The sequence below is a fragment of the Streptomyces sp. NPDC093225 genome, assembly GCF_044753805.1.
Classification (GTDB): Bacteria; Actinomycetota; Actinomycetes; order Streptomycetales; family Streptomycetaceae; genus Streptomyces.
Genome location: NZ_JBIVNX010000017.1, coordinates 34010 through 53066 on the forward strand (window position 1 = coordinate 34010; position 19057 = coordinate 53066).

The 19057-nt window shown below is 73.3% G+C and carries 18 protein-coding genes; 9 read left to right on the top strand and 9 right to left on the bottom strand.

The genetic code is table 11. The annotated features are described in order from the left end of the window. Positions 1–149: 149 nt before the first annotated feature. Positions 150–1211, top strand: coding sequence for an NAD(P)-dependent alcohol dehydrogenase (locus ACIQCH_RS17665; protein WP_402581950.1), 1062 nt, complete (start codon positions 150–152; stop codon positions 1209–1211). Positions 1212–1334: 123 nt separating this feature from the next. Here ACIQCH_RS17665 and ACIQCH_RS17670 read toward each other — a convergent pair whose 3' ends face one another. The 3 genes from ACIQCH_RS17670 to ACIQCH_RS17680 form a co-directional block, all read right to left on the bottom strand. Further along, positions 1335–1691: a hypothetical protein gene (locus ACIQCH_RS17670; RefSeq protein ID WP_402581952.1), complete on the bottom strand. Its 357-nt coding sequence runs from the start codon at positions 1689–1691 to the stop codon at positions 1335–1337. A 133-nt stretch (positions 1692–1824) separates the two neighbouring features. Further along, positions 1825–2490, bottom strand: a complete 666-nt coding sequence (gene msrA, locus ACIQCH_RS17675) for a peptide-methionine (S)-S-oxide reductase MsrA (protein WP_030202058.1) — start codon at positions 2488–2490, stop codon at positions 1825–1827. A gap of 116 nt (positions 2491–2606) precedes the next feature. Continuing rightward, on the bottom strand, positions 2607–3716 hold the full coding sequence (locus ACIQCH_RS17680; RefSeq protein ID WP_402581753.1) for a hypothetical protein: 1110 nt from the start codon (positions 3714–3716) through the stop codon (positions 2607–2609). A 213-nt stretch (positions 3717–3929) separates the two neighbouring features. On the opposite strand from ACIQCH_RS17680, the gene ACIQCH_RS17685 reads away from it, so the two are divergent. Then, complete coding sequence (locus ACIQCH_RS17685) at positions 3930–4892, top strand: hypothetical protein (protein WP_402581755.1); 963 nt, start codon at positions 3930–3932, stop codon at positions 4890–4892. Positions 4893–5003: 111 nt separating this feature from the next. Then, positions 5004–6152 carry a cystathionine gamma-synthase gene (locus ACIQCH_RS17690; RefSeq protein WP_402581757.1) on the top strand — a complete coding sequence of 383 codons (1149 nt, stop codon included), beginning with the start codon at positions 5004–5006 and terminating at the stop codon, positions 6150–6152. A 138-nt stretch (positions 6153–6290) separates the two neighbouring features. Here the strand turns inward: ACIQCH_RS17690 and ACIQCH_RS17695 are convergent, their stop codons facing one another. Genes ACIQCH_RS17695 through ACIQCH_RS17705 form a run of 3 tightly spaced genes read right to left on the bottom strand, consistent with a single transcriptional unit; the run spans position 6291 to position 7626 of the window. Next, positions 6291–6542: a hypothetical protein gene (locus ACIQCH_RS17695; RefSeq protein WP_030202070.1), complete on the bottom strand. Its 252-nt coding sequence runs from the start codon at positions 6540–6542 to the stop codon at positions 6291–6293. Between the two features lie 34 nt (positions 6543–6576). Beyond that, on the bottom strand, positions 6577–7038 hold the full coding sequence (locus ACIQCH_RS17700; RefSeq protein WP_402581759.1) for a sigma factor-like helix-turn-helix DNA-binding protein: 462 nt from the start codon (positions 7036–7038) through the stop codon (positions 6577–6579). 57 nt (positions 7039–7095) lie between these two features. Next, a complete protein-coding gene (locus ACIQCH_RS17705) occupies positions 7096–7626 on the bottom strand; it encodes a MarR family winged helix-turn-helix transcriptional regulator (RefSeq protein ID WP_402581954.1) in 531 nt (176 codons plus the stop codon). A 183-nt stretch (positions 7627–7809) separates the two neighbouring features. On the opposite strand from ACIQCH_RS17705, the gene ilvA reads away from it, so the two are divergent. The 3 genes from ilvA to ACIQCH_RS17720 all read left to right on the top strand — a co-directional run bounded on the left by ilvA (position 7810) and on the right by ACIQCH_RS17720 (position 11112). After that, positions 7810–9039: a threonine ammonia-lyase gene (gene ilvA / locus ACIQCH_RS17710; RefSeq protein WP_402581761.1), complete on the top strand. Its 1230-nt coding sequence runs from the start codon at positions 7810–7812 to the stop codon at positions 9037–9039. A 196-nt stretch (positions 9040–9235) separates the two neighbouring features. Further along, on the top strand, positions 9236–10264 hold the full coding sequence (locus ACIQCH_RS17715) for an ATP-binding cassette domain-containing protein (RefSeq protein WP_402581763.1): 1029 nt from the start codon (positions 9236–9238) through the stop codon (positions 10262–10264). Then, positions 10261–11112: an ABC transporter permease gene (locus tag ACIQCH_RS17720; protein ID WP_402581765.1), complete on the top strand. Its 852-nt coding sequence runs from the start codon at positions 10261–10263 to the stop codon at positions 11110–11112. The genes ACIQCH_RS17715 and ACIQCH_RS17720 overlap by 4 nt, the downstream gene beginning before the upstream one ends. Before the next feature lie 72 nt (positions 11113–11184). Here the strand turns inward: ACIQCH_RS17720 and greA are convergent, their stop codons facing one another. Together greA and ACIQCH_RS17730 are read right to left on the bottom strand one after the other, a co-directional pair. Then, the gene (gene greA / locus ACIQCH_RS17725) at positions 11185–11682 is read right to left on the bottom strand and encodes a transcription elongation factor GreA (RefSeq protein WP_402581767.1); all 498 of its coding nucleotides are present in this window, start codon (positions 11680–11682) and stop codon (positions 11185–11187) included. A 143-nt stretch (positions 11683–11825) separates the two neighbouring features. Continuing rightward, on the bottom strand, positions 11826–12254 hold the full coding sequence (locus tag ACIQCH_RS17730; protein ID WP_402581769.1) for a DUF4307 domain-containing protein: 429 nt from the start codon (positions 12252–12254) through the stop codon (positions 11826–11828). Positions 12255–12414: 160 nt separating this feature from the next. On the opposite strand from ACIQCH_RS17730, the gene mca reads away from it, so the two are divergent. Continuing rightward, positions 12415–13296, top strand: coding sequence for a mycothiol conjugate amidase Mca (gene mca / locus ACIQCH_RS17735; protein ID WP_402581771.1), 882 nt, complete (start codon positions 12415–12417; stop codon positions 13294–13296). Continuing rightward, on the top strand, positions 13289–13528 hold the full coding sequence (locus ACIQCH_RS17740; RefSeq protein WP_199922746.1) for a hypothetical protein: 240 nt from the start codon (positions 13289–13291) through the stop codon (positions 13526–13528). Before mca ends, ACIQCH_RS17740 begins: the two co-directional genes overlap by 8 nt. A 91-nt stretch (positions 13529–13619) precedes the next feature. Here ACIQCH_RS17740 and ACIQCH_RS17745 read toward each other — a convergent pair whose 3' ends face one another. Continuing rightward, the gene (locus ACIQCH_RS17745; protein ID WP_402581773.1) at positions 13620–17054 is read right to left on the bottom strand and encodes a tetratricopeptide repeat protein; all 3435 of its coding nucleotides are present in this window, start codon (positions 17052–17054) and stop codon (positions 13620–13622) included. 289 nt (positions 17055–17343) lie between these two features. Between ACIQCH_RS17745 and ACIQCH_RS17750 the strand changes: the two genes are divergently transcribed. Continuing rightward, positions 17344–18981, top strand: a complete 1638-nt coding sequence (locus ACIQCH_RS17750) for a recombinase family protein (protein ID WP_402581775.1) — start codon at positions 17344–17346, stop codon at positions 18979–18981. Positions 18982–19057 lie beyond the last annotated feature (76 nt).

Genomic DNA, 19057 nt, shown 5'->3' on the forward strand with positions numbered 1-19057 from the left:
CTCGGGAGGGGCCTGGGTGGGGCCGGCCGGCTGCGGCATCGTTTCCCCTCGGAACGGACGACATGAGGGCGCGGGCGCCGCGCCGGACGAAGACGGAAGAAGACGACGTGACCGAGAACGTGAACGTGACCGCGACCCGGACCGCCACCGTGACCGCGACCGAGAACGCGGGCACGCGGGTGGCGGCCTGGGCGGCCCCCGCCCCCAAGGCCCCGCTGGAGCGGACCACGGTCCCGCGCCGCGCGGTCGGCGAGCACGACGTGCTCATCGAGATCAAGTACGCGGGCATCTGCCACTCCGACATCCACCAGGCCCGCGACGGCTGGGGCGAGGGCACCTTCCCGATGGTCCCGGGCCACGAGATCGCCGGCGTGGTCACCGCGGTGGGCGCGGGCGTGACCCGGTTCGCGGTGGGCGACCGGGTGGGGGTCGGCTGCTTCGTCGACTCCTGCCGCGCGTGTGAGTACTGCCTGGCGGGCCAGGAGCAGTACTGCGTGCAGGGCATGACCGGCACGTACAACGGCCGCGACAAGAACGGCGACCCCACGTACGGCGGCTACTCGACCCACATCGTGGTCGACGAGAACTACACGGTCCGCATCCCCGACGGGCTGGCGCTCGACGTGGCCGCCCCGCTGCTGTGCGCGGGCATCACGCTCTACTCGCCGCTCAAGCACTGGGGCGCCGGTCCGGGCAAGAAGGTCGCGGTCGTGGGCCTGGGCGGGCTCGGCCACATGGGCGTCAAGATCGCGGCGGCGCTGGGTGCCGAGGTGACGGTGCTGTCCCAGTCGCTGCGCAAGAAGGACGACGGGCTCCGGCTCGGCGCCGCGCACTACCACGCCACCAGTGACGAGGCCACCTTCCGCGACCTGGCGGGCACCTTCGACCTGGTCGTCTCGACCGTGTCGGCGCCGCTGGACCTCAACGCCTACCTCGGCCTGCTGAAGGTGGACGGGGCGCTGGTGAACGTCGGCGCCCCGGAGGAGGACGTCTCGCTGAACCTGTTCTCGGTCATCACCGGCCGCCGCACCCTGGCCGGCTCGATGATCGGCGGCATCGCCGAGACGCAGGAGATGCTGGACTTCTGCGCGGCGCACGGCCTCGGCGCCGAGATCGAGACCATCCGCGCCGACGAGATCAACACCGCCTTCGAGCGGATCCTCTCCAGCGACGTCCGCTACCGCTTCGTCATCGACGCCGCCACCATCTGACCCGTCCTCGGCCCACAGGCAACCGCCCCGGCCCCGGCCTGCTCCCCCACGAGCGGACCGGGGCTGGGGCGGAAGCCATTCACAGTGCGTCGAAGGGCGGCACGCTCCCAGGTCCGTCGGCACTCACCGCGGCGGGGCGGACAGGGCGGCGTGGGCCTCGCCGAGGATGCGGCCGATCTCGGTCGCCGCGCGGCGGGCCTCGGTGGCGTCGGCGGTCGCGGCCGACTCCTCCCAGTGCCGCAGCTCGCTCGCGAGCCGCGGCTGGCGCTGGACGTGCACGTAGACCGCCCACTGGGCCACGAACCGCCGCAGCGGTGCGAGGTCGGCCCCTTGCCGGGACTGGTCCGCAGCCTGGTCCAGTTCGCGGGTGAACGCCGGCAGCGAGGCCGGAGCGATCTGCGCCAGCGCCTGGCGCAGTGCGGTCACGGTCCCCGGCGGCTGCGGAATGAGCGGCTGTTGCCCGGCGGCGCTGGTCGTCACGGTGGCTCCCATGGGCGAGATCCTGGTCCCTCGACCCGGCCCGGCCACACCGTTCCCCGTGCCGGCATCCGAACGGGTGACGACACGGAGCGGGTGGGGCGGCGGTCGGGAGCGGTGGTGGCGGGCAGGGGGGTCAGGCGTCGGTCCTGGCGATGCCGATGGGGCAGGAGACGCCCGTGCCGCCGATGCCGCAGTAGCCGGCCGGGTTCTTGTCGAGGTACTGCTGGTGGTAGGCCTCCGCAGGCCAGAACGGGCGCTCGGCGGCGGGCAGTACCGCGGTGGTGATCTGGCCGTACCCGGAGCGGGTCAGGACCTCCTGGTAGGCGGTGCGGGAGGCCTCCGCCGCGGCCTGCTGGGCGGGGGAGTGGGTGTAGGCGGCCGAGCGGTACTGGGTGCCCACGTCGTTGCCCTGGCGGAAGCCCTGGGTCGGGTCGTGCGCCTCCCAGAAGACCTTCAGCAGCGTCTCGTACGACACGGCGGACGGGTCGAAGACCACGCGGACGACCTCCGTGTGGCCGGTCCCGCCGGAGCAGACCTCTTCGTACGTGGGGTTCTCGGTGTAGCCGCCCTGGTAGCCGACGAGCGTGGTCCACACGCCCGGGGTCTGCCAGAACTTGCGCTCGGCGCCCCAGAAGCAACCGAGCCCGAAGTCGGCCACCTCCAGCCCGGCCGGGTAGGGCCCGGCCAGCGGGTTGCCCAGGACGGTGTGGGTGGACGGCAGGCTGAACAGGGCCTCCGAGCGCCCCGGGATCGCCTGCTCCGGGGTGGGCAGCTCAGGGGTACGACGGCCGTACAGCATGGGGTGGCTCCTCGGGGAAGACGGCGGGCGGTGTCGTGTCAACGTCCGCCCGCCGGTCTCGATTCCCGCGGTGGCGCCGGTGCCGGCCGGTCCGGCGTCGGTGGAGGCGTCCGGCGTCAGTGGGGGAGGGTGGCCGGGCTGCCGCCGTTGGCCTCGTAGCCGGCCACCGCGAGGGCGCGGTAGACCGCGTACTCGGCCGCCGGGTCCTCGCTGTGCGACCACGGCAGCGCGCCGACGTAGCCGTCCACGTGCCGGATCTGCTCCATGGCCTCGGCCCACCGCTCGCCGCGCACCAGGAACAGGATCAGCAGGTGGCGCACGTGCGCGAGCATCGGGTCGTCGGGCCGGGCCGCGTGGACGGCGTACAGGGCGCCCTCCATGGCCCGCGAGACCACCGCGCTGCCGTAGAAGTCCTGGACGAGGGCGATGTCGGGGAGGTGCTCGAAGACGCCGAAGAGGGGCAGCGCCGCCAGCAGCGAGCCGCGCGGGGCGCGGGCGGCGGCCGCGTGCGTGAAGGCGTCGGCCTTCTCCCGCGAACCGTGCCACTTCTCGCACCAGTAGTGCAGGGCCGCCAGGTGGGCCCCCATGTGCTCGGGCGCGCGGTCGATGACCTTCGCCCACAGCGCGTCGAACTCCGCCTCCGGGTACGCCAGCCCCCGCGCGACCGCCAGCTGCGTGATGTGCGGCACCGGGTCGCCGGGGGCCAGCAGGGCGGCCTCGTCGCAGGCCGTACGGGCCTCCTCGAGGATGATCCGGTGGTCCTCGGAGCCGACCCCGCCCGAGGCCCGCCAGGCCTGCTGCACCAGGAACTCGGCGTGCACCTGCGCCCCGCCCGCGTCCTTCGGGGACTCCAGCCGCCAGGTCCGCAGCCAGGCCGCGCCGACGCCAGGCCGCTGGGCGAGCTCGAGGGAGGCCGCGCCCGCGAAGGCCTGCACGCGCTGCCAGCGCACCTCGCCCTCCTTGGGGGTGCCGGCCAGCAGCTGGGAGGCCGCCCGCCAGTCCTGGCTGCGCTGCACCAGCTCCAGTACGTCCATCAGGTCCCGGTCGGGACCGGGGACGCGGATGTCGAGTTCCTCCTGGCGTACGAAGCCGTAGTCCGCCGGGTCGGCGGCGTCGGGGGCGTCGGGGTGGGTCAGCCGGATGCCGCCGCCGTTCCGACGCCGCACGTAGGGGACGACGACGGCGGCGAGCATGCCCATCGCGATCAGGAACCACAGGATCTCCATGGCTCAAGCGTTCCACACCCGGCCGGCTCTCCCCGCGGCCCGGGTGCGTCCGCCATTTGCCCGGGGCGGGAGGGCCGTTCCTGAGCCGACCACGTGAATGTGCGCGGAACACCCGTGGATACCGGACCAGAGCATCGTTTCCGCGGTTTGTCCGCATTTAGCATCTCCCGCGCAGGCCTGCCCGGCCTGATCAAGCCGAAGGAGAAAACGCGCATGCGCATGCGGAGTGCAGTCTCGATCACCCTGGGCGCCCTGGCCCTTTCCGTCACGCTGCCGGCCGCGGCGTTCGCGGCCGACACGGAAACCTTCAGCTACTACGTGCCCGGCGCCGAGAACTCCGCGGTCGCGCAGATCCAGAACCCGAACGGCGATACCTGCTACGAGCTCGAGGCGGTCCCGGAGGGCAAGCTCCCGGAGCGGCTCGCGAACGGCACCCGGGTCACCGCGTTCGTCTTCGAGGGCCCGCACTGCGAGGGGGAGGCGTTCGAACTCGCCTCCGGTGAGGACCGCGCGGAGAAGGACCTCCCCGCCCTGTCGGTGGCCTTCGCCGACCGCGCGGAGGGTGCCCCGCAGACCCTGCCCGCCCCGCAGACCCCGACCACCGCGCCGGGCCGGCCCGCCGCGCAGCCCGCGAAGCCCGGCGACGACGACCCGGATCAGGGCACGGACCAGGGCGCGGACGACGGTCTGGAGGACGGCATGGAGGAGGGCGCCGACCCGGGCTCCGGCATGGACGAGGGCCTCGACCCGGGCCAGGGCCAGGACCAGGGCCAGGACCAGGGCCGGGACCAGGCCGAGGAGCCGGGTCAGGGTCAGGAGCCGGGTCAGGAGCAGGAGCCGGGTCAGGGTCAGGAGCCGGGTCAGGAGCAGGAGCCGGGTCAGGGTCAGGAGCCGGGTCAGGGTCAGGAGCCGGGTCAGGAGCAGGAGCCGGGTCAGGGTCAGGACCCGGCCCAGGAGCAGCAGCCGGGCCAGGGTCAGGACCCGGCCCAGGAGCAGCAGCCGGGCGAGGAGGCCGGGCCGGCCGAGCAGGCCCGCCCCGGTGACCAGCCGCAGGAGCAGGAGGAGGGCACGCTCGCCGCGCGGCCGCGGGGCGGCGAGCGGACGGCCACCGCCGACGACCTCGGCGCCGCCGAGATGGCCGGCTTCGCCGAGGAGATGGTGCACGCCTGGGGCTGACCGGACCGCCGCCCGGGTCCGACCGGACCGGAGCCCGCCCGGGGAGGACGCAGCCCCGGGCGGGGCCCGGCGGCCGCGCGCCACCCCTGTGCGGACGCATAGGCTCTGCACATGAGCCACGAGCAGATGAGCTTCGAGACCCGCGCCATCCACGCGGGCAACACGGCTGACCCGTTGACCGGCGCGGTCGTCCCCCCGATCTACCAGGTCTCCACCTACAAGCAGGACGGCGTCGGCGGCCTGCGCGGCGGCTACGAGTACAGCCGCAGCGCCAACCCCACGCGCACCGCTCTGGAGGAGAACCTCGCCGCACTCGAAGGCGGCCGCCGCGGCCTCGCCTTCGCCTCCGGCCTGGCCGCCGAGGACTGCCTCCTGCGCACGCTCCTCTCGCCCGGCGACCACGTGGTCATCCCGAACGACGCGTACGGCGGCACCTTCCGCCTCTTCGCGAAGGTCGTCTCCCGCTGGGGCGTCGAGTGGTCCGTCGCGGACACCTCCGACCCGGCCTCGGTGCGGGCCGCGATCACCGACCGTACGAAGGTGATCTGGGTCGAGACCCCCTCGAACCCCCTCCTCGGCATCACCGACATCGCGGTGGTCGCGGAGATCGCGCGGTCCGCCGGCGCGAAGCTGGTGGTCGACAACACCTTCGCCAGCCCGTACCTCCAGCAGCCGCTGGCGCTGGGCGCGGACGTGGTCGTGCACTCCCTGACGAAGTACATGGGCGGCCACTCCGACGTGGTCGGCGGCGCGCTGGTCACGGCGGACGCGGCGCTGGGCGAGGAACTCGCCTACCACCAGAACGCGATGGGCGCGGTCGCCGGTCCGTTCGACTCCTGGATCGTGCTGCGCGGCATCAAGACGCTGTCGGTGCGCATGGACCGGCACAGCCAGAACGCGGCCCGGGTCGCCGAGATGCTGACCGAGCACCCCAAGGTCACGCGCGTGCTGTACCCCGGCCTGCCGGAGCACCCGGGCCACGAGGTCGCCGCCAAGCAGATGAAGGACTTCGGCGGCATGGTCTCCTTCCAGGTGCAGGGCGGCGAGGAGGCGGCCGTCGAGGTCTGCAACCGTGCGCAGCTGTTCACCCTCGGCGAGTCCCTGGGCGGCGTCGAGTCGCTGATCGAGCACCCCGGTCGCATGACCCACGCCTCGGCCGCGGGCTCGGCCCTGGAGGTACCGGCCGACCTGGTCCGCCTGTCGGTGGGCATCGAGGCGATCGACGACCTGCTGGCCGACCTCAAGCAGGCGCTGGGCTAGCCGGTCCGGGCAGCGCGCAGGCGCGGGTGCGGCACCCCCGGGGTTCCGCACCCGCAGCCGTGCTCACACCCGTGCTCGTACCCGCGCCCGTCCGTACCCGCGCCCGTACCTCGCCCCGACCGGATCCGGTCCGTACGGTCACCAGCCCTCGAGCGGCGGTGCGACCGTCGAGGGCGGTACCACCCAGGGCCGGGTGAGCGAGGCCCACACCGTGAACGCGACGGCCGCGGCCAGCAGCAGGGTCCAGCCGAGCCGGCGCAGCGCGCGGCGGCGGCGCAGCAGGCGCGTGCCGCGGGCGGCGGCCTGGGCCGCGAGGCCGACGGGGACCACGGGGTGCGGTCCTTCGAGCATCCGCCGCACCTCCAGTTCCTTGCGGTCGGGCAGGCTCATCGCACCGCTCCTCTCCCGCGACCCGCGGGCGCGCTCACGCCGCACCCGCCGCGGGGGTCGCCGGCCGCGAGCGCAGCGCGGAGACGGCGCGGGTCAGGAGGGTCCGTATCCGGTCCGCGGGCAGGCCCAGCAGGGCGGCCGTCTGCTCCTCGGCGATGCCCTCGTACACGCGCAGGGCGATGACGAGGCGTTCCTGCGGCGAGAGGGCCGTGAGCACTCCGCCGCGTCCGCGGTGGTGGCGCCAGGCGGAGCGGGCGAAGGCGAGCGCCAGCTCCGCGCGCGTGCGGTCGTACGGATCGTCGCCGCGGGCCCGCTCCCAGCCGGCGTACGTCCGGGCGAGGGCGTCCGCGAGCAGCCGCCGCGCGGCCGGGTTGTCGTCGTCCGGTTCGGCGGTGAGCAGGGTCGCGACGTGCAGCAGCCGACCGCCCGCGCCCGCGACGAACGCCTCGAACTCGCGGGCCCGGCGGTCGCCTTGGCCGGCCCACCGTCCTGTCACCCTCTCATGACAGGGCAGGCCGGGCGCCCGGTCAAGACTCGCGGCGGCGTCGCGCGATCAGGAGGCGGGGCCGCCCTCGCCGGGAGCGCCCATCCGCTCGGACAGCGACACGTTGAACCGCGTCAGCAGGGCGGTGAAGGCCTCCCGCTCGTCCTCGCTCCACCCCTCCGTCACCTGGGCCATCAGCGCGCGCCGCGAGGACCGTACGTCCTCCAGCCGCGCCAGTCCGCGCGGGGACAGGGCGAGCACGACCGCGCGCCCGTCCTCCGGGTGCGAGGTCCGCTTGACCAGGCCGCTGTCCACCAGGGGCGCGACCTGCCGGGTGACGGTCGAGGAGTCGATGCCCATGCCGGCGGCGAGTGCCTTGACCCCCATCGGGCCCTCCCGGTCGAGCCGGTTGAGCAGCAGGTACGCGGCGCGGTCCATCGAGTTGCGGGCCTGGCCCACCCCGCCGAGCCGGGTCTGCTCCGCGCGGCGCGCGAACAGGGCCACCTGGTGCTGGAGGGAGTCGAGCAGGCCGCTGCCGGCCTCCGGCCCGACCTCGCTCGCGCCCTCGTTCCCGGCCTCTGTCTGGCCCTGGGCGGGCAGGTCGGAAGGGGCCGGGGGCGGCGGGATTGGGGGCATGGAACCGGGGCTCTCTTCATGCGGGGCCGACAGGATGGGGGACAGAGTACGCGGCGAGGGGGCGCGGCGTACCGGCCCTGGGGAAACCTGAGACGGCCGGTCCGGCGGCCCTGCGCGGCACCCTCCGCGCGCTGCGAGACTTGCGGCATGAGCTACCGGTTGCCCGCCCCCCTCCCCTCCCTGATCCTCGACGACGTCCGAGGTGCACAGAAGATGCTCGACGGGGTCGCGCGCGTCACGGCCATGGAGGGCAGCCGGCACCTGTCCGCGCTCGTCGGCTCCCCGGTGCACCTCAAGTGCGAGAACCTCCAGCGGACCGGCTCCTTCAAGCTGCGCGGCGCGTACGTGCGCATCGCCGGGCTGCGGCCGGAGGAGAAGGCGGCCGGGGTGGTGGCCGCCAGTGCCGGCAACCACGCGCAGGGCGTGGCCCTCGCCTCCGCCCTCCTGGGGGTGCGCTCCACGGTGTTCATGCCGGTCGGCGCGCCGCTGCCGAAGGTGGCCGCGACCCGGGAGTACGGGGCCGACGTGCGCCTGGTCGGCCAGGTCGTGGACGAGACCCTGGCCGCCGCGCAGGAGTACGCCGAGCGCACCGGGGCGGTGTTCATCCACCCCTTCGACCACCGCGACGTCATCGCCGGTCAGGGCACGGTCGGCCTGGAGATCCTGGAGCAGTGCCCGGAGGTCCGCACGATCGTGGTGGGCGTCGGCGGCGGGGGCCTGGTGGCCGGCATCGCGGTGGCGGTCAAGGCGGTGCGTCCGGACGTCCGGGTCGTGGGCGTGCAGGCCAAGGGCGCGGCCGCGTACCCGCCCTCGCTGGTCGCGGGCCATCCGGTGGCGGTGGACGAGCCGGTGACGATGGCGGACGGCATCAAGGTGGGGCGGCCGGGTGACGTGCCGTTCGCCATCGTGCGGGAGCTGGTGGACGACGTACGGACGGTGTCCGAGGACGCCCTGTCCAGCGCCCTGCTGCTGTGCCTGGAGCGGGCCAAGCTGGTCGTCGAGCCGGCCGGTTGCGCGCCGGTGGCGGCGCTGCTGAGCGAGCCCGAGGCGTTCCGGGGCCCGGTGGTGGCGGTGCTGTCGGGCGGGAACGTGGACCCGTTGTTGCTCCAGCGGATCCTGCGGCACGGCATGGTGGCGGCCGGGCGGTACCTGTCGCTGCGGCTGCGGGTGGCCGACCGGCCGGGGGCGCTGGCCGGTCTGCTGGGGGTGTTGTCAGTGGTGGATGCGAACGTGTTGGACGTGAGCCACGTGCGGACCGATCCGGGTCTGGGGCTCACGGAGGTGGAGGTGGAGCTGCACCTGGAGACCAAGGGTCCCGAGCACTGCGCCGAGGTGGCCGCGTCCCTGCACGCCGCGGGGTACCGGGTGATGTCCTGAGCGGGCCGTCCCGAGTCCGCCGAGCGGGCCGCGCCGGGCCGGCTCACGAGCCGGCCGTACCGACTCGGCCGTTCCGCCCACCCGACGCGATATAACGCGATACCGTTTCCGGCAGAACGCCGCACCGACCGGCGGGTCGTACCCGCCGACCATAGGATTTGCTGGGAAACGCCCGATTCGCACTGGGAGAATCCATATGCGAGGCGCCATCTACGCCGAAGGCCTGGTGAAGACCTTCGGCGACGTACGGGCTCTGGACGGAGTGGACCTCGACGTACCCGAGGGAACCGTGTTGGGCCTGCTCGGCCCCAACGGCGCGGGGAAGACCACCACCGTCCGGGTGCTGACCACCCTCCTCAAGCCGGACAGCGGCTCGGCGGTCGTCGCCGGCATCGACGTCCTCAAGCACCCCAACGAAGTCCGCCGCTCGATCGGCCTGTCCGGCCAGTTCGCGGCCGTCGACGAGTACCTCACCGGTCGCGAGAACCTGCAGATGGTCGGCCAGCTCTACCAGATGAGCGCCAGGGCCGCGAAGGCCCGCGCCGGCGAGCTGCTGGAGCGCTTCAACCTCGCCGAGGCCGCCGACCGCACGGCCAAGACCTACTCCGGCGGCATGCGCCGCCGCCTCGACCTCGCCGCGGCCCTGGTCGTCCGACCGCCGGTGATGTTCATGGACGAGCCCACCACCGGCCTCGACCCGCGCAACCGCCAGGGCCTGTGGGACGTCATCGAGGAACTGGTCGCCGGCGGCACCACCCTGCTGCTGACCACCCAGTACCTGGAGGAGGCCGACCGGCTGGCCCACGACATCTGCGTCGTCGACCACGGCAAGGTCATCGCCCGCGGCACCTCCGACGAGCTGAAGGCCCAGACCGGCGGGGAACGCGTCGAGGTCGTCGTCCACGAGCGCGACACCCTCGACACCGCCCGCGGCGTGCTCGCCGCCTTCGCCAAGGGCGAGACCACCGTCGAGGCGCACACCCGCAAGCTGATCGTCCCCGTCACCGGCGGCGCCAAGCTGCTCGCCGAGGTCATCCGCGAACTCGACGTCCGCGGGATCGAGATCGACGACATCGGCCTGCGCCGGCCCACCCTCGACGACGTCTTCATCTCCCTGACCGGCCACGTGGCCGACCGCGGCGAGGAGGAGAACGGCGAGGGCGGGCCCGGCGACGGGCAGCAGGCCCGGGGCCGCCGGGCCGCGAAGAAGGAGGCCGTCCGATGACCGCCGCCTCCGACACCCTCGCCCCCACCGGCCCCCGGCCGCGCGGCGGCGCCGTGCAGTCCGTCAAGGACTCCCTCGTCGTCGCCAAGCGCAACCTGATCCGGATGTCGCGGATCCCCGAGATGATCGTGTTCGGGCTGATCCAGCCGGTGATGTTCGTCGTGCTCTTCAGCTACGTCTTCGGCGGCTCCATGACCGTGGGCGGCAGCAACGACCCGGCCGTCTACCGCGAGTTCCTGATGGCGGGCATCTTCGCCCAGACCGTCACCTTCGCCACCGCGGGCGCCGGCGCCGGCATCGCCGACGACATGCACAAGGGTCTGATCGACCGGTTCCGCTCGCTGCCCATGGCGAGGGGGGCGGTGCTCACCGGCCGCACCCTGGCCGACCTCGTCCAGACCGCGCTCACCCTGCTCGTCCTGGCCGCGGTCGCCCTGCTCGTCGGCTGGCGCACCCACACCAGTGCGGTCGAGGTGGTCGGCGCCTTCGCGCTGTTCCTGCTGCTCGGGTACGCCTTCACCTGGATCGGCGCCCTCATCGGGCTGTCCGTGCGCACGCCCGAGGCGGCCACCTCCGGCGGGCTGATCTGGCTCTTCCCGGTGACCTTCGTCTCGATCGCGTTCGTCGACCCCGCCCAGATGACGCCCTGGCTCCGGCACGTGGCCGAGTGGAACCCGTTCAGCGCCACGGTGCAGGCCGGCCGCACGCTGTTCGGCAACCCGGGCGTGGTCGACTCGCCGGCCTGGCCCATGCAGCACCCGGTGATCGCGTCGGTCCTCTGGTCCCTGCTGATCGTCGTCGTCTTCCGGACCCTCGCGGTGCGCAAGTACCGGTCGGCGACGTCCTGACGCCGGCACGGCGAAGGCCCCCGCCCGGTGTGTCCCGGGCGGGGGCCTTCGTACGATCGCGGCGGCGCCGGATCAGCCGGCGTACGGCTTGACGTCGAGGATCTTGACGGTGGCCTTCTTGCCGTTCGGCAGCTCGTACTCGGCGTCCTCGCCGATCGCACGGCCGTTCACGCCCTGGCCCAGCGGGGACTGGGGCGAGTAGGTGTCGATGTCCGCGGAGGCGTACTCGCGGGAGGCCAGCAGGAAGCTCATCGTGTCGTCCGGGTCGCCGTCGAAGGCGATGGTCACGACCGTGCCGGGGGCCACCACGCCGTCGGAGGACGGCGCCTCGCCGACCTTCGCGTTCTCCAGCAGCTGCGTCAGCTGGCGGACCCGGAGCTCCTGCTTGCCCTGCTCTTCCTTGGCCGCGTGGTACCCGCCGTTCTCCCGCAGGTCACCCTCCTCACGGGCGGCGGCGATCTTGGCCGCGATCTCCGTGCGTGCGGGACCAGACAGGTACTCCAGCTCGGCCCTGAGCTGGTCGTAGGCGTCCTGGGTCAGCCAGGTGACGCTCTCGCTCGTCTGGGTCACAGGTGCTCCTCGTCGGTACTGGGATAACAAAGCGCCTCGCTCTGCCAGAGCTCTGCCAGGCGAAACCACGAGCCTAACAATTCGGGGGAAAAAGGGGGAGGAGGCGAGGTGGACGGAATGTTTCGCTCCGGCCGGCCGGAAGGTCAGCCCGAGGTGGCGGCCTGGCAGCCGACCAGCTCGACCATGGAGGCCCGGCCGGTCGTCTTCAGTACGACGACCTCGTCGATACGGGTTGCCCGCTGGCCGAAGACGTAATCCTTCCGGCCGACCTCATTGTGGTCCCGGTCCTGCGAGGAAAGGGTGCACACCCCGCGCACCTCGGCGTCCTTGCGGACCTCCAGGTGGACCTTGACCTCGGTGTCCGAGGCCTGGAACTTGATCACCTCGGCGCTCACCGCGCTGCCCGCCACGTAGTCCCAGCCGATCCAGCCGACCAGGCCCAGCAGGCCCACGCCCAGCACCGATCCGACGATCTTGAGCTTCCGGTCTGCGCGCTCGTCCTTCGTCCGGCCGTAGCGGCCCTCCGGCAGGCGGCCCCGCCCCTCGGGCAGGCCCTCGCGCACCGCGCTCATGATCGTTCCTCTCTACAGGGGTCCTGGAATTTTCCGTCCCCCGATTCGGTCACTATAGAAGCTGGCCGCAGGTGCCTCCCATGAGCCCCAGGCCGCTGTTCCGCGGGGGGACAGAGGGTACGTTTTCGAACGTTTCGCTTCGAATCGCGAGGATCGAGTCTTGACTGAGCAGCTTCGACTGATGGCAGTGCACGCGCACCCCGACGACGAGTCGAGCAAGGGTGCCGCGACCATGGCCAAGTACGTGTCCGAGGGGGTGGACGTGCTGGTCGTGACCTGCACGGGCGGTGAGCGCGGCTCCATCCTCAACCCCAAGCTCCAGGGCGACGCGTACATCGAGGAGAACATCCACGAGGTGCGTCGCAAGGAGATGGACGAGGCCCGCCAGATCCTGGGCGTGTCCCAGGAATGGCTCGGCTACGTCGACTCCGGCCTGCCCGAGGGCGACCCGCTGCCGCCGCTGCCCGACGGCTGCTTCGCCCTCGAGGACGTCGACGCGGCCGCCGGCCGCCTGGTGCGCAAGATCCGCGAGTTCCGGCCGCAGGTCGTCACGACCTACGACGAGAACGGCGGCTACCCGCACCCCGACCACATCATGACCCACAAGATCACGATGGTGGCCTTCGACGGCGCGGCCGACACCGACAAGTACCCCGAGGCCGAGTTCGGCCCCGTCCACCGGCCGCAGAAGCTCTACTACAACCAGGGCTTCAACAAGCCCCGCACCGTCGCCCTGCACGAGGGCCTGCTCGCCCGCGGCCTCGAGTCGCCGTACGGGGAGTGGCTGGAGCGCTGGAAGGAGTTCGAGCGCAAGGAGCGGACGCTGACCACGCACGTCCCGTGCGCCGACTTCTTCGAGATCCGCGACAAGGCCCTGATCGCGCACGCCACGCAGATCGACCCGGACGGCGGCTGGTTCCGCGTGCCGCTGGAGCTCCAGAAGGAGATCTGGCCCACGGAGGAGTACGAGCTGGCGAAGTCCCTCGTGGACACCACCCTCCCCGAGGACGACCTCTTCGCGGGCATCCGGGACAATGCCTGACATGAGCGCTACTCACGCAGCCCTGGCCCAGCTCGTCCCGCTCGCGGGCGACACCTTCGACAAGAACAAGGTGACGCCCGGGATCCTGGGCTTCATCGTCTTCGCTGTGCTGGCCCTGGGGACGTGGGGCCTGATGAAGTCCATGAACCGGCACATGGGCCGCGTGAACTTCACCGAGGCCCCGGAGTCCCCGGCCCCGTCGACCGACCCGGCCAACCCCACCAAGGCCTGACGCTCCCGGGGCCCCGCCCCCGGCCCTGCCCCGAACGCGGGCGGGCGTCGGGCCCGGGGCCCCGGTTCGAGCGCGACCGGCGCCGGAAGGGTCAGCCCGCCGCGGCCGGCGGCACCGGCACGCCCATGACCTCCCGCGAGTGCCGCGTGGGGATCAGCCCCAACCGGTACCCCTGCCACCCCTCCCCGGGGTCGACCCCCCGGTCGAGGACGAGCCCGTACGCCTCCAGGCAGTCCTCCAGCTTCCCGTCCCGCGCCCCGTGCCCCGCCCCCGCGAGGGCCGCGAACTCGGCCCGCGCGACGTCGACCTCGTCGACGTACGGCAGCAACGTGCACCGCAGGAACGCGGCCCAGTCCGCCCCCCGCGCGTCCCCGTACGAGCGGAACAGCTCCAGCGCCTCGTCGCACAGCCCGAGCGCCGACGCCGGCTTGCCGTTGCCGGCGTCCACCACCGCCAGCTCCAGGCACGTCCAGCCCTCGCCGTGCGCCACCCCCACCCGGCGGAAGTCCGCCCGGGCGTCGGTCAGCAACTGCCGCGCGAACCCCGAATTGCGCAGACTGCCGGTCTGTGCGGCCCGGATGTCACGCGTGACCCGCCCCGAGTGGTGTCGCGCGCAGGCGAGCCCGTACACGTCCCGCATCCGCGAGAACATCGTCCGCGCCCGCTCCAGCTCCCGCACCGCCTGGTCCGGATCGCCCCGCTCCTCGAGCGCCTGCCCCAGGTAGTACTGCGTCCACGCCTCGCCCCGCGCGTCCTCCGCCTCCCGGTGCCGCACCAGCGCCTCCCGCAGGCCGTCCACCGCGGCCGGCGCGTCCCCCGCCACCAGCCGCGCCCGGGCCAACTGCGTCAGCGCCCACGCCTCACCGCGCTCGTCGTGCGTACGCCCGTACAGCTCCAGCGCCCGTCGCAGGTCCTCCTCGGCCCGCCCGACCTCCCCGGTCCGCAGGAAGACCTGACCGCGCTGGAAGTGGGCCCACGCCTGCCCGTGCAGGCTCTCGCTCTCCCGGTGCAGCGCCAGCGACTCCTCCAGCAGCTCCAGCGCCTCCGCCAGCCGCGCCCGGTCCCGCTCGACCGACGCCAGCGCGTGCAGCGCCCACGCCCGGTCACCCGCCAGCTCCGGACCGGTCTGCACCGCCAGCGCCTCCCGGATCCGCGTCGCCGCCTCGGCCAGCTGCCCCTGGTGGTGCAGCGTGATGCCCAGCGACACCATGGCCCGGGCCGCCCCCGACGCGTTGTGGGCCTCCACGTACGAGTCCACGACCGAGGTCAGCGTCGTGCGCGCCACGTCCAGCTCGCCCAGCTGCCGGGCCGCGATGCCGGTACGCCACTGCACCGACCGCCGCGCCACCGAACCCGACACCGGCGCGGTACCCGCACCTCCGTCGGCCCCCGCACCCGCACCCGCACCGGCACCCGAACTCGACGTCCCGTCCGCGTCCGGGCCCCCCTCCAGCGCCTGGGTCAGCTCGTTGATCTCCCCCAACCGGTACAGGTCACCGCGCAGCAGGCAGTAGTCGCACAACGCCCCCAACAGGTCCAGCACCGCCCCCTGGTCCACGCCCTCCGTGTGCCGCAGCGCCGCCGTGATGAAGCTCGACTCGTCGTCCAGCCACTGCAGCGCGCCCTCCAGCGACACGAACCCGTGCCCGCCCACCGCGCCCTTGGCCACCCCGTCGGCCCGGGTCGAGGTCTTGCCGTCGACCATCCGGATCACCGCGTCCGCGAGCTGGGCGTACGTACGGATCAGCCGCTCGTGCGCCGCCGTGATCTCCTCCCGGTCCTCCTCCTCCAGCAGCTTCACCGCCGCGTACGCCCGCACCGCGTCGTGCAGCCGGTACCGCTGCCCGCGCACGTGGTCGACCAGACCCGCACCGGCCAGCGCCGCCAGCTGCCGCAGCGCCTCCGTCTCGGCCACCTCGGCCAGCGCGGCCGCGGCCGCAGCCCCCAGCGAGGCCCGCCCGGCCAGCGACAGCCGCCGCAGCAGCCGCCGCACCGGCTCGGCCAGGTGCGCGTACGACAGGTCCAGCGCCCGCTCCGTCACGTCCAGCGAACCCACCCGGTCGCGCAGGTGCACCTCGAACCGGCGCGCCGTGTGCGTCCCCAGCAGCGGCCCCGTCAATCGCAGTGCCAGCGGCAGCCCGGCCGTGAACCGCTGGATCGCCGCCAGCGCCTCCTCGTCGTAGACGCTCGTGCCCGCCGCCGCCACCGCCTCCCGCAGCACCTCGGCCCCGTCCCCGGCCGCCAACGGCGCCACCTCCAGGTGGTACACCCACGCCGGCGTGTCCGCCGGCAGCTCCAGCGGCTCCCGGGCCGTCACCAGCACCAGCGAGTCCGAACGCTCCGGCACCAGCTCCCGCACCTGCGCCGCGTCCACCGCGTCGTCCAGCACCACCGCCACCGGCAGCCCCCGCAGGTGCTGGTGGTACAGCTCGCCCAGCCGCCGCACCTGCGCCTGCGCCGAGGCCCGCTCCCGGAACAGGAGCTGCTCGCGCGGCGCGCCCAGCCGGTTCAGCAGGTGCAGCAGCGCCTCCCGCGTCGGCAGCGGCCGCTCACCGCTCAGCGCCCCGCCCCGCAGGTCCACCACGCACGCCCCGCGGAACTGGTCCCGCAGGTGGTGCGCGGCCCGCACCGCCAGCGCCGTCCGGCCCACCCCGGGCTCGCCGTGCAGCACCACGACCACCGGCCGGGTCTCCGTGCTCGCCCGCGCGGCCTGGACCCACTGCGCGATCCGGGCCACCTCCGCCCGCCGCCCCACGAACGGCCCGGCCGGCTCCGACAGCTGCCCGAACGACTGCGCCAGCACGTTCCTGCGCCGCGCCGCCGCACTCCGGTCCACGCCCCGCAGCTGCGGCCCGGTGCCCGGGCCCGTCGCACCCGCGGACACCCGCCCGCGCCCCGTACCCGCCGACCCGCTCCCGGACCGGCCCGCCGACGGTACGGCCGCCGACCCGCCCCCGGCCCGCGCGCCCGGTACGGCCAGCGGCCCGGCCGCGGCCCGGGAGGCCGCCGCGACGGCGCGCTGCTGCTCCAGGTACGGCCGGACGCCCCGTACCTCCAGCGCCGAGAGCCACTGCAGCCGCAACTGTTCCGGGCCGCCCGGCTGGCCCAGTCGCCCCGCCCGGCGGTGCGCGGCCGGCCAGTGCGCCGCCGTCACCCGCAGCACCGTCGCCGCCGCCCCCGCCACGGCCACCGCGGCCCCGGCGCCGAGCGCGGCCCCGGCCTCCAGGCCGAGGGCCAGGTCCGCGCCGAAGGCCGCCACCGCCGCAACGCCCGTCACCAGGGCGGCCGTCGGCGCGCCCTGCTGCCGGAACGACTCGCCCAGGGTCCGCGCCCCGTCCGCCGCCTCGTCCAGCGCGCGGGTGTACGCCTCGTACTCCGGCGCGGCGGCGGCCGCGATCCCGTCGAGGGCCGCCTTGGCCCGCGCGAGCAGCGGCCCCTGCTCGATCCGGCCGCCGGACCGCCGCACCTCCTCCTCGACCGCCTGCGCCAACACCCGCTCGGCTTCGCTCCGATGACCGTCCCTCATGCGCGTCCCCCTGTCAGAGAGGCTCAGATCGGAGGCACAAGTGTCCGCCCGGATCGCCCCCGGCGCGAGGGAACCGCTGCGATTGCGAAGCCAGTTGAGCAACTTCAGAGCTTCGGGACTCGTGGCCTCACGCTCGTACGCGTAGGCACGGCTGTCGGGTGCCGTCTCGAGGAAGTCTGTTCGCTGGATCGTGTGGCACTTTCAGGAATGGGCTGTCAGATATCCAGGTTCTTCGTAGTCTCGCGGCGAACCGGAAGGGTGGGATGACATGCGTGCGGACCATGAAGTCTTGGCCTCGCTCGGGCTCGGAGTGGACGAGCTCGGGGCGATGGGGCTCTCCGAGCCGTGCCTGGCCGGGCCCGACGAGCTGGTGGACGTGTACCTCCGGCGGAGCAACAAGGGAGAGGACCTGGCGACCTTGCGGGGCCACCTGCGCGAGGTGGTCCGCTGGGCGCGGGCGGGCGGCCTTCAGATCCGCCACGTGTGGTTCGAACAGCTCTCGGCCTCCAAATCGCATGTCCGGCGCCGGCAGTTCGAGCGCGCCGTCCAGGCCGTGATGGACGGGAAGGCCAGGACGCTGGCGGTGTGGAAAGCGGATCGCTTCGACCGGCGCGGCATGGGTGCCGTCGGGCGGCTGCTGGACGAGTTCGACCGACGCGGGTCGCGTCTGGTGTCCGTGTCCGAGGGGTTGGACTCCGCGAATGGCGGACGTCTGGTCTTCGGCATCCTCAGCGAGCGGGCCAGAGAGGAGTCCTTGGACATCGCCAAGCGCGTAAAGATGGGACACGACTCGCACAAGGCCGAGGGCCGGCGTGGAACGGGAAGACCGCCGTTCGGTCTGTTCAGCGTGCCGGGCAGCGGCAAGGTGGAACCGCATCCGGCGGAGTACGAGACAGCGCGCAGACTGGCCGACCTGCTGCTCGACGGGAAGACGACGAAGGCCACGGCGCACCAGCTCAATCGGGAAGGTCGCTGGACACGGAGCGGTGCCACCTGGTCTCCGACCGCCGTGAGCAAGCTCGCGCAGTCGCCGCTGTTCGCCGCGATGGTTCCCGTCCGGCGGCGTCGGACCGACGAACACGGTGCGCTCTTGGACAGCTGGGCCGGGTTCGGAGAACCCCTGCGGGACGCGGCGGGTGAGATCGTGATGTGTGGGGTCGGCGTGGTGGACCCTGCGGAATGGTTTCGGATCAAGGCGATGATCGGTGCGCGTACGGACGATCGCTGGTCGAGGGGTAAGCCGCAGACGAAGCACATGGGGACGGGCATCTACCGGTGCGGACGATTGCGCGACAAGAGTGGTGCGGGCGACCTTGAACGGTGCGGGGCGCCGATGACCTATCGCGGCGGCCGCTACCGGTGCTCGGTGCGGGACACGCGAGGGAGCGCTGTCTGCACCGGTGTCGTCACCCTTGCCGATCGCATCGACCGGGAAGTGGGGCTGGCCTGGACGAGCTACGTGTCACGTCTGGCGGCTGACGACCCCGAGGCGTCCAGGATCGTCGGGTGGTGGCTGGCGGCCGGGGATCCGGAGGGCCAGGCGAACGGGGCGGCGGCGCAGAGCGCGCTGGCGGCCGCGCAGCAGAGGATGGGCAAGCTGGAAGAAGACTTCTACGTCTACGGCAAGATGGACGAGCAACGCTTCGAGGAACTGCACGACGGGCTGCGCTCCGTCATCGAGAGCGCCGAGACCGCTGTGGACGCCTGGAGCTCGACCATCGCCCGCGATTCCCGTGCACCGATAGAGATGTTGCGGACGGCGTGGGAGGCGGCGAACACCCTTGAGCGGCGGATGCTGTTGAAGACTGCGCTCGGAGCCCACGGCATCGTCGTGGTTCCCGCAGCTCGGCGGGGCGACCGCAGCCCGATTCTCGATCGACTCGTGTTCGATTGGCTTGTGGGGGAAGCTGCCGAGCGGGAGGAGTGAGGCGGCGAGCGCACCTCTGGTTCATTCGCGGGCAGCGCCACGTGCCATGCGACTCCGTCTCCGCCTCGTGCGCAAG

Bases quoted from the DNA above. Each gene is read 5' to 3' on its own strand.
- msrA (WP_030202058.1), bottom strand. From the start codon at position 2,490: ATGCTGTACGGCCGTCGTACCCCTGAGCTGCCCACCCCGGAGCAGGCG.
- ACIQCH_RS17680 (WP_402581753.1), bottom strand. From the start codon at position 3,716: ATGGAGATCCTGTGGTTCCTGATCGCGATGGGCATGCTCGCCGCCGTC.
- ACIQCH_RS17685 (WP_402581755.1), top strand. From the start codon at position 3,930: ATGCGCATGCGGAGTGCAGTCTCGATCACCCTGGGCGCCCTGGCCCTT.
- ACIQCH_RS17690 (WP_402581757.1), top strand. From the start codon at position 5,004: ATGAGCCACGAGCAGATGAGCTTCGAGACCCGCGCCATCCACGCGGGC.
- ACIQCH_RS17695 (WP_030202070.1), bottom strand. From the start codon at position 6,542: ATGAGCCTGCCCGACCGCAAGGAACTGGAGGTGCGGCGGATGCTCGAA.
- ilvA (WP_402581761.1), top strand. From the start codon at position 7,810: ATGAGCTACCGGTTGCCCGCCCCCCTCCCCTCCCTGATCCTCGACGAC.
- ACIQCH_RS17715 (WP_402581763.1), top strand. From the start codon at position 9,236: ATGCGAGGCGCCATCTACGCCGAAGGCCTGGTGAAGACCTTCGGCGAC.
- ACIQCH_RS17720 (WP_402581765.1), top strand. From the start codon at position 10,261: ATGACCGCCGCCTCCGACACCCTCGCCCCCACCGGCCCCCGGCCGCGC.
- ACIQCH_RS17730 (WP_402581769.1), bottom strand. From the start codon at position 12,254: ATGAGCGCGGTGCGCGAGGGCCTGCCCGAGGGGCGGGGCCGCCTGCCG.
- ACIQCH_RS17740 (WP_199922746.1), top strand. From the start codon at position 13,289: ATGCCTGACATGAGCGCTACTCACGCAGCCCTGGCCCAGCTCGTCCCG.
- ACIQCH_RS17745 (WP_402581773.1), bottom strand. From the start codon at position 17,054: ATGAGGGACGGTCATCGGAGCGAAGCCGAGCGGGTGTTGGCGCAGGCG.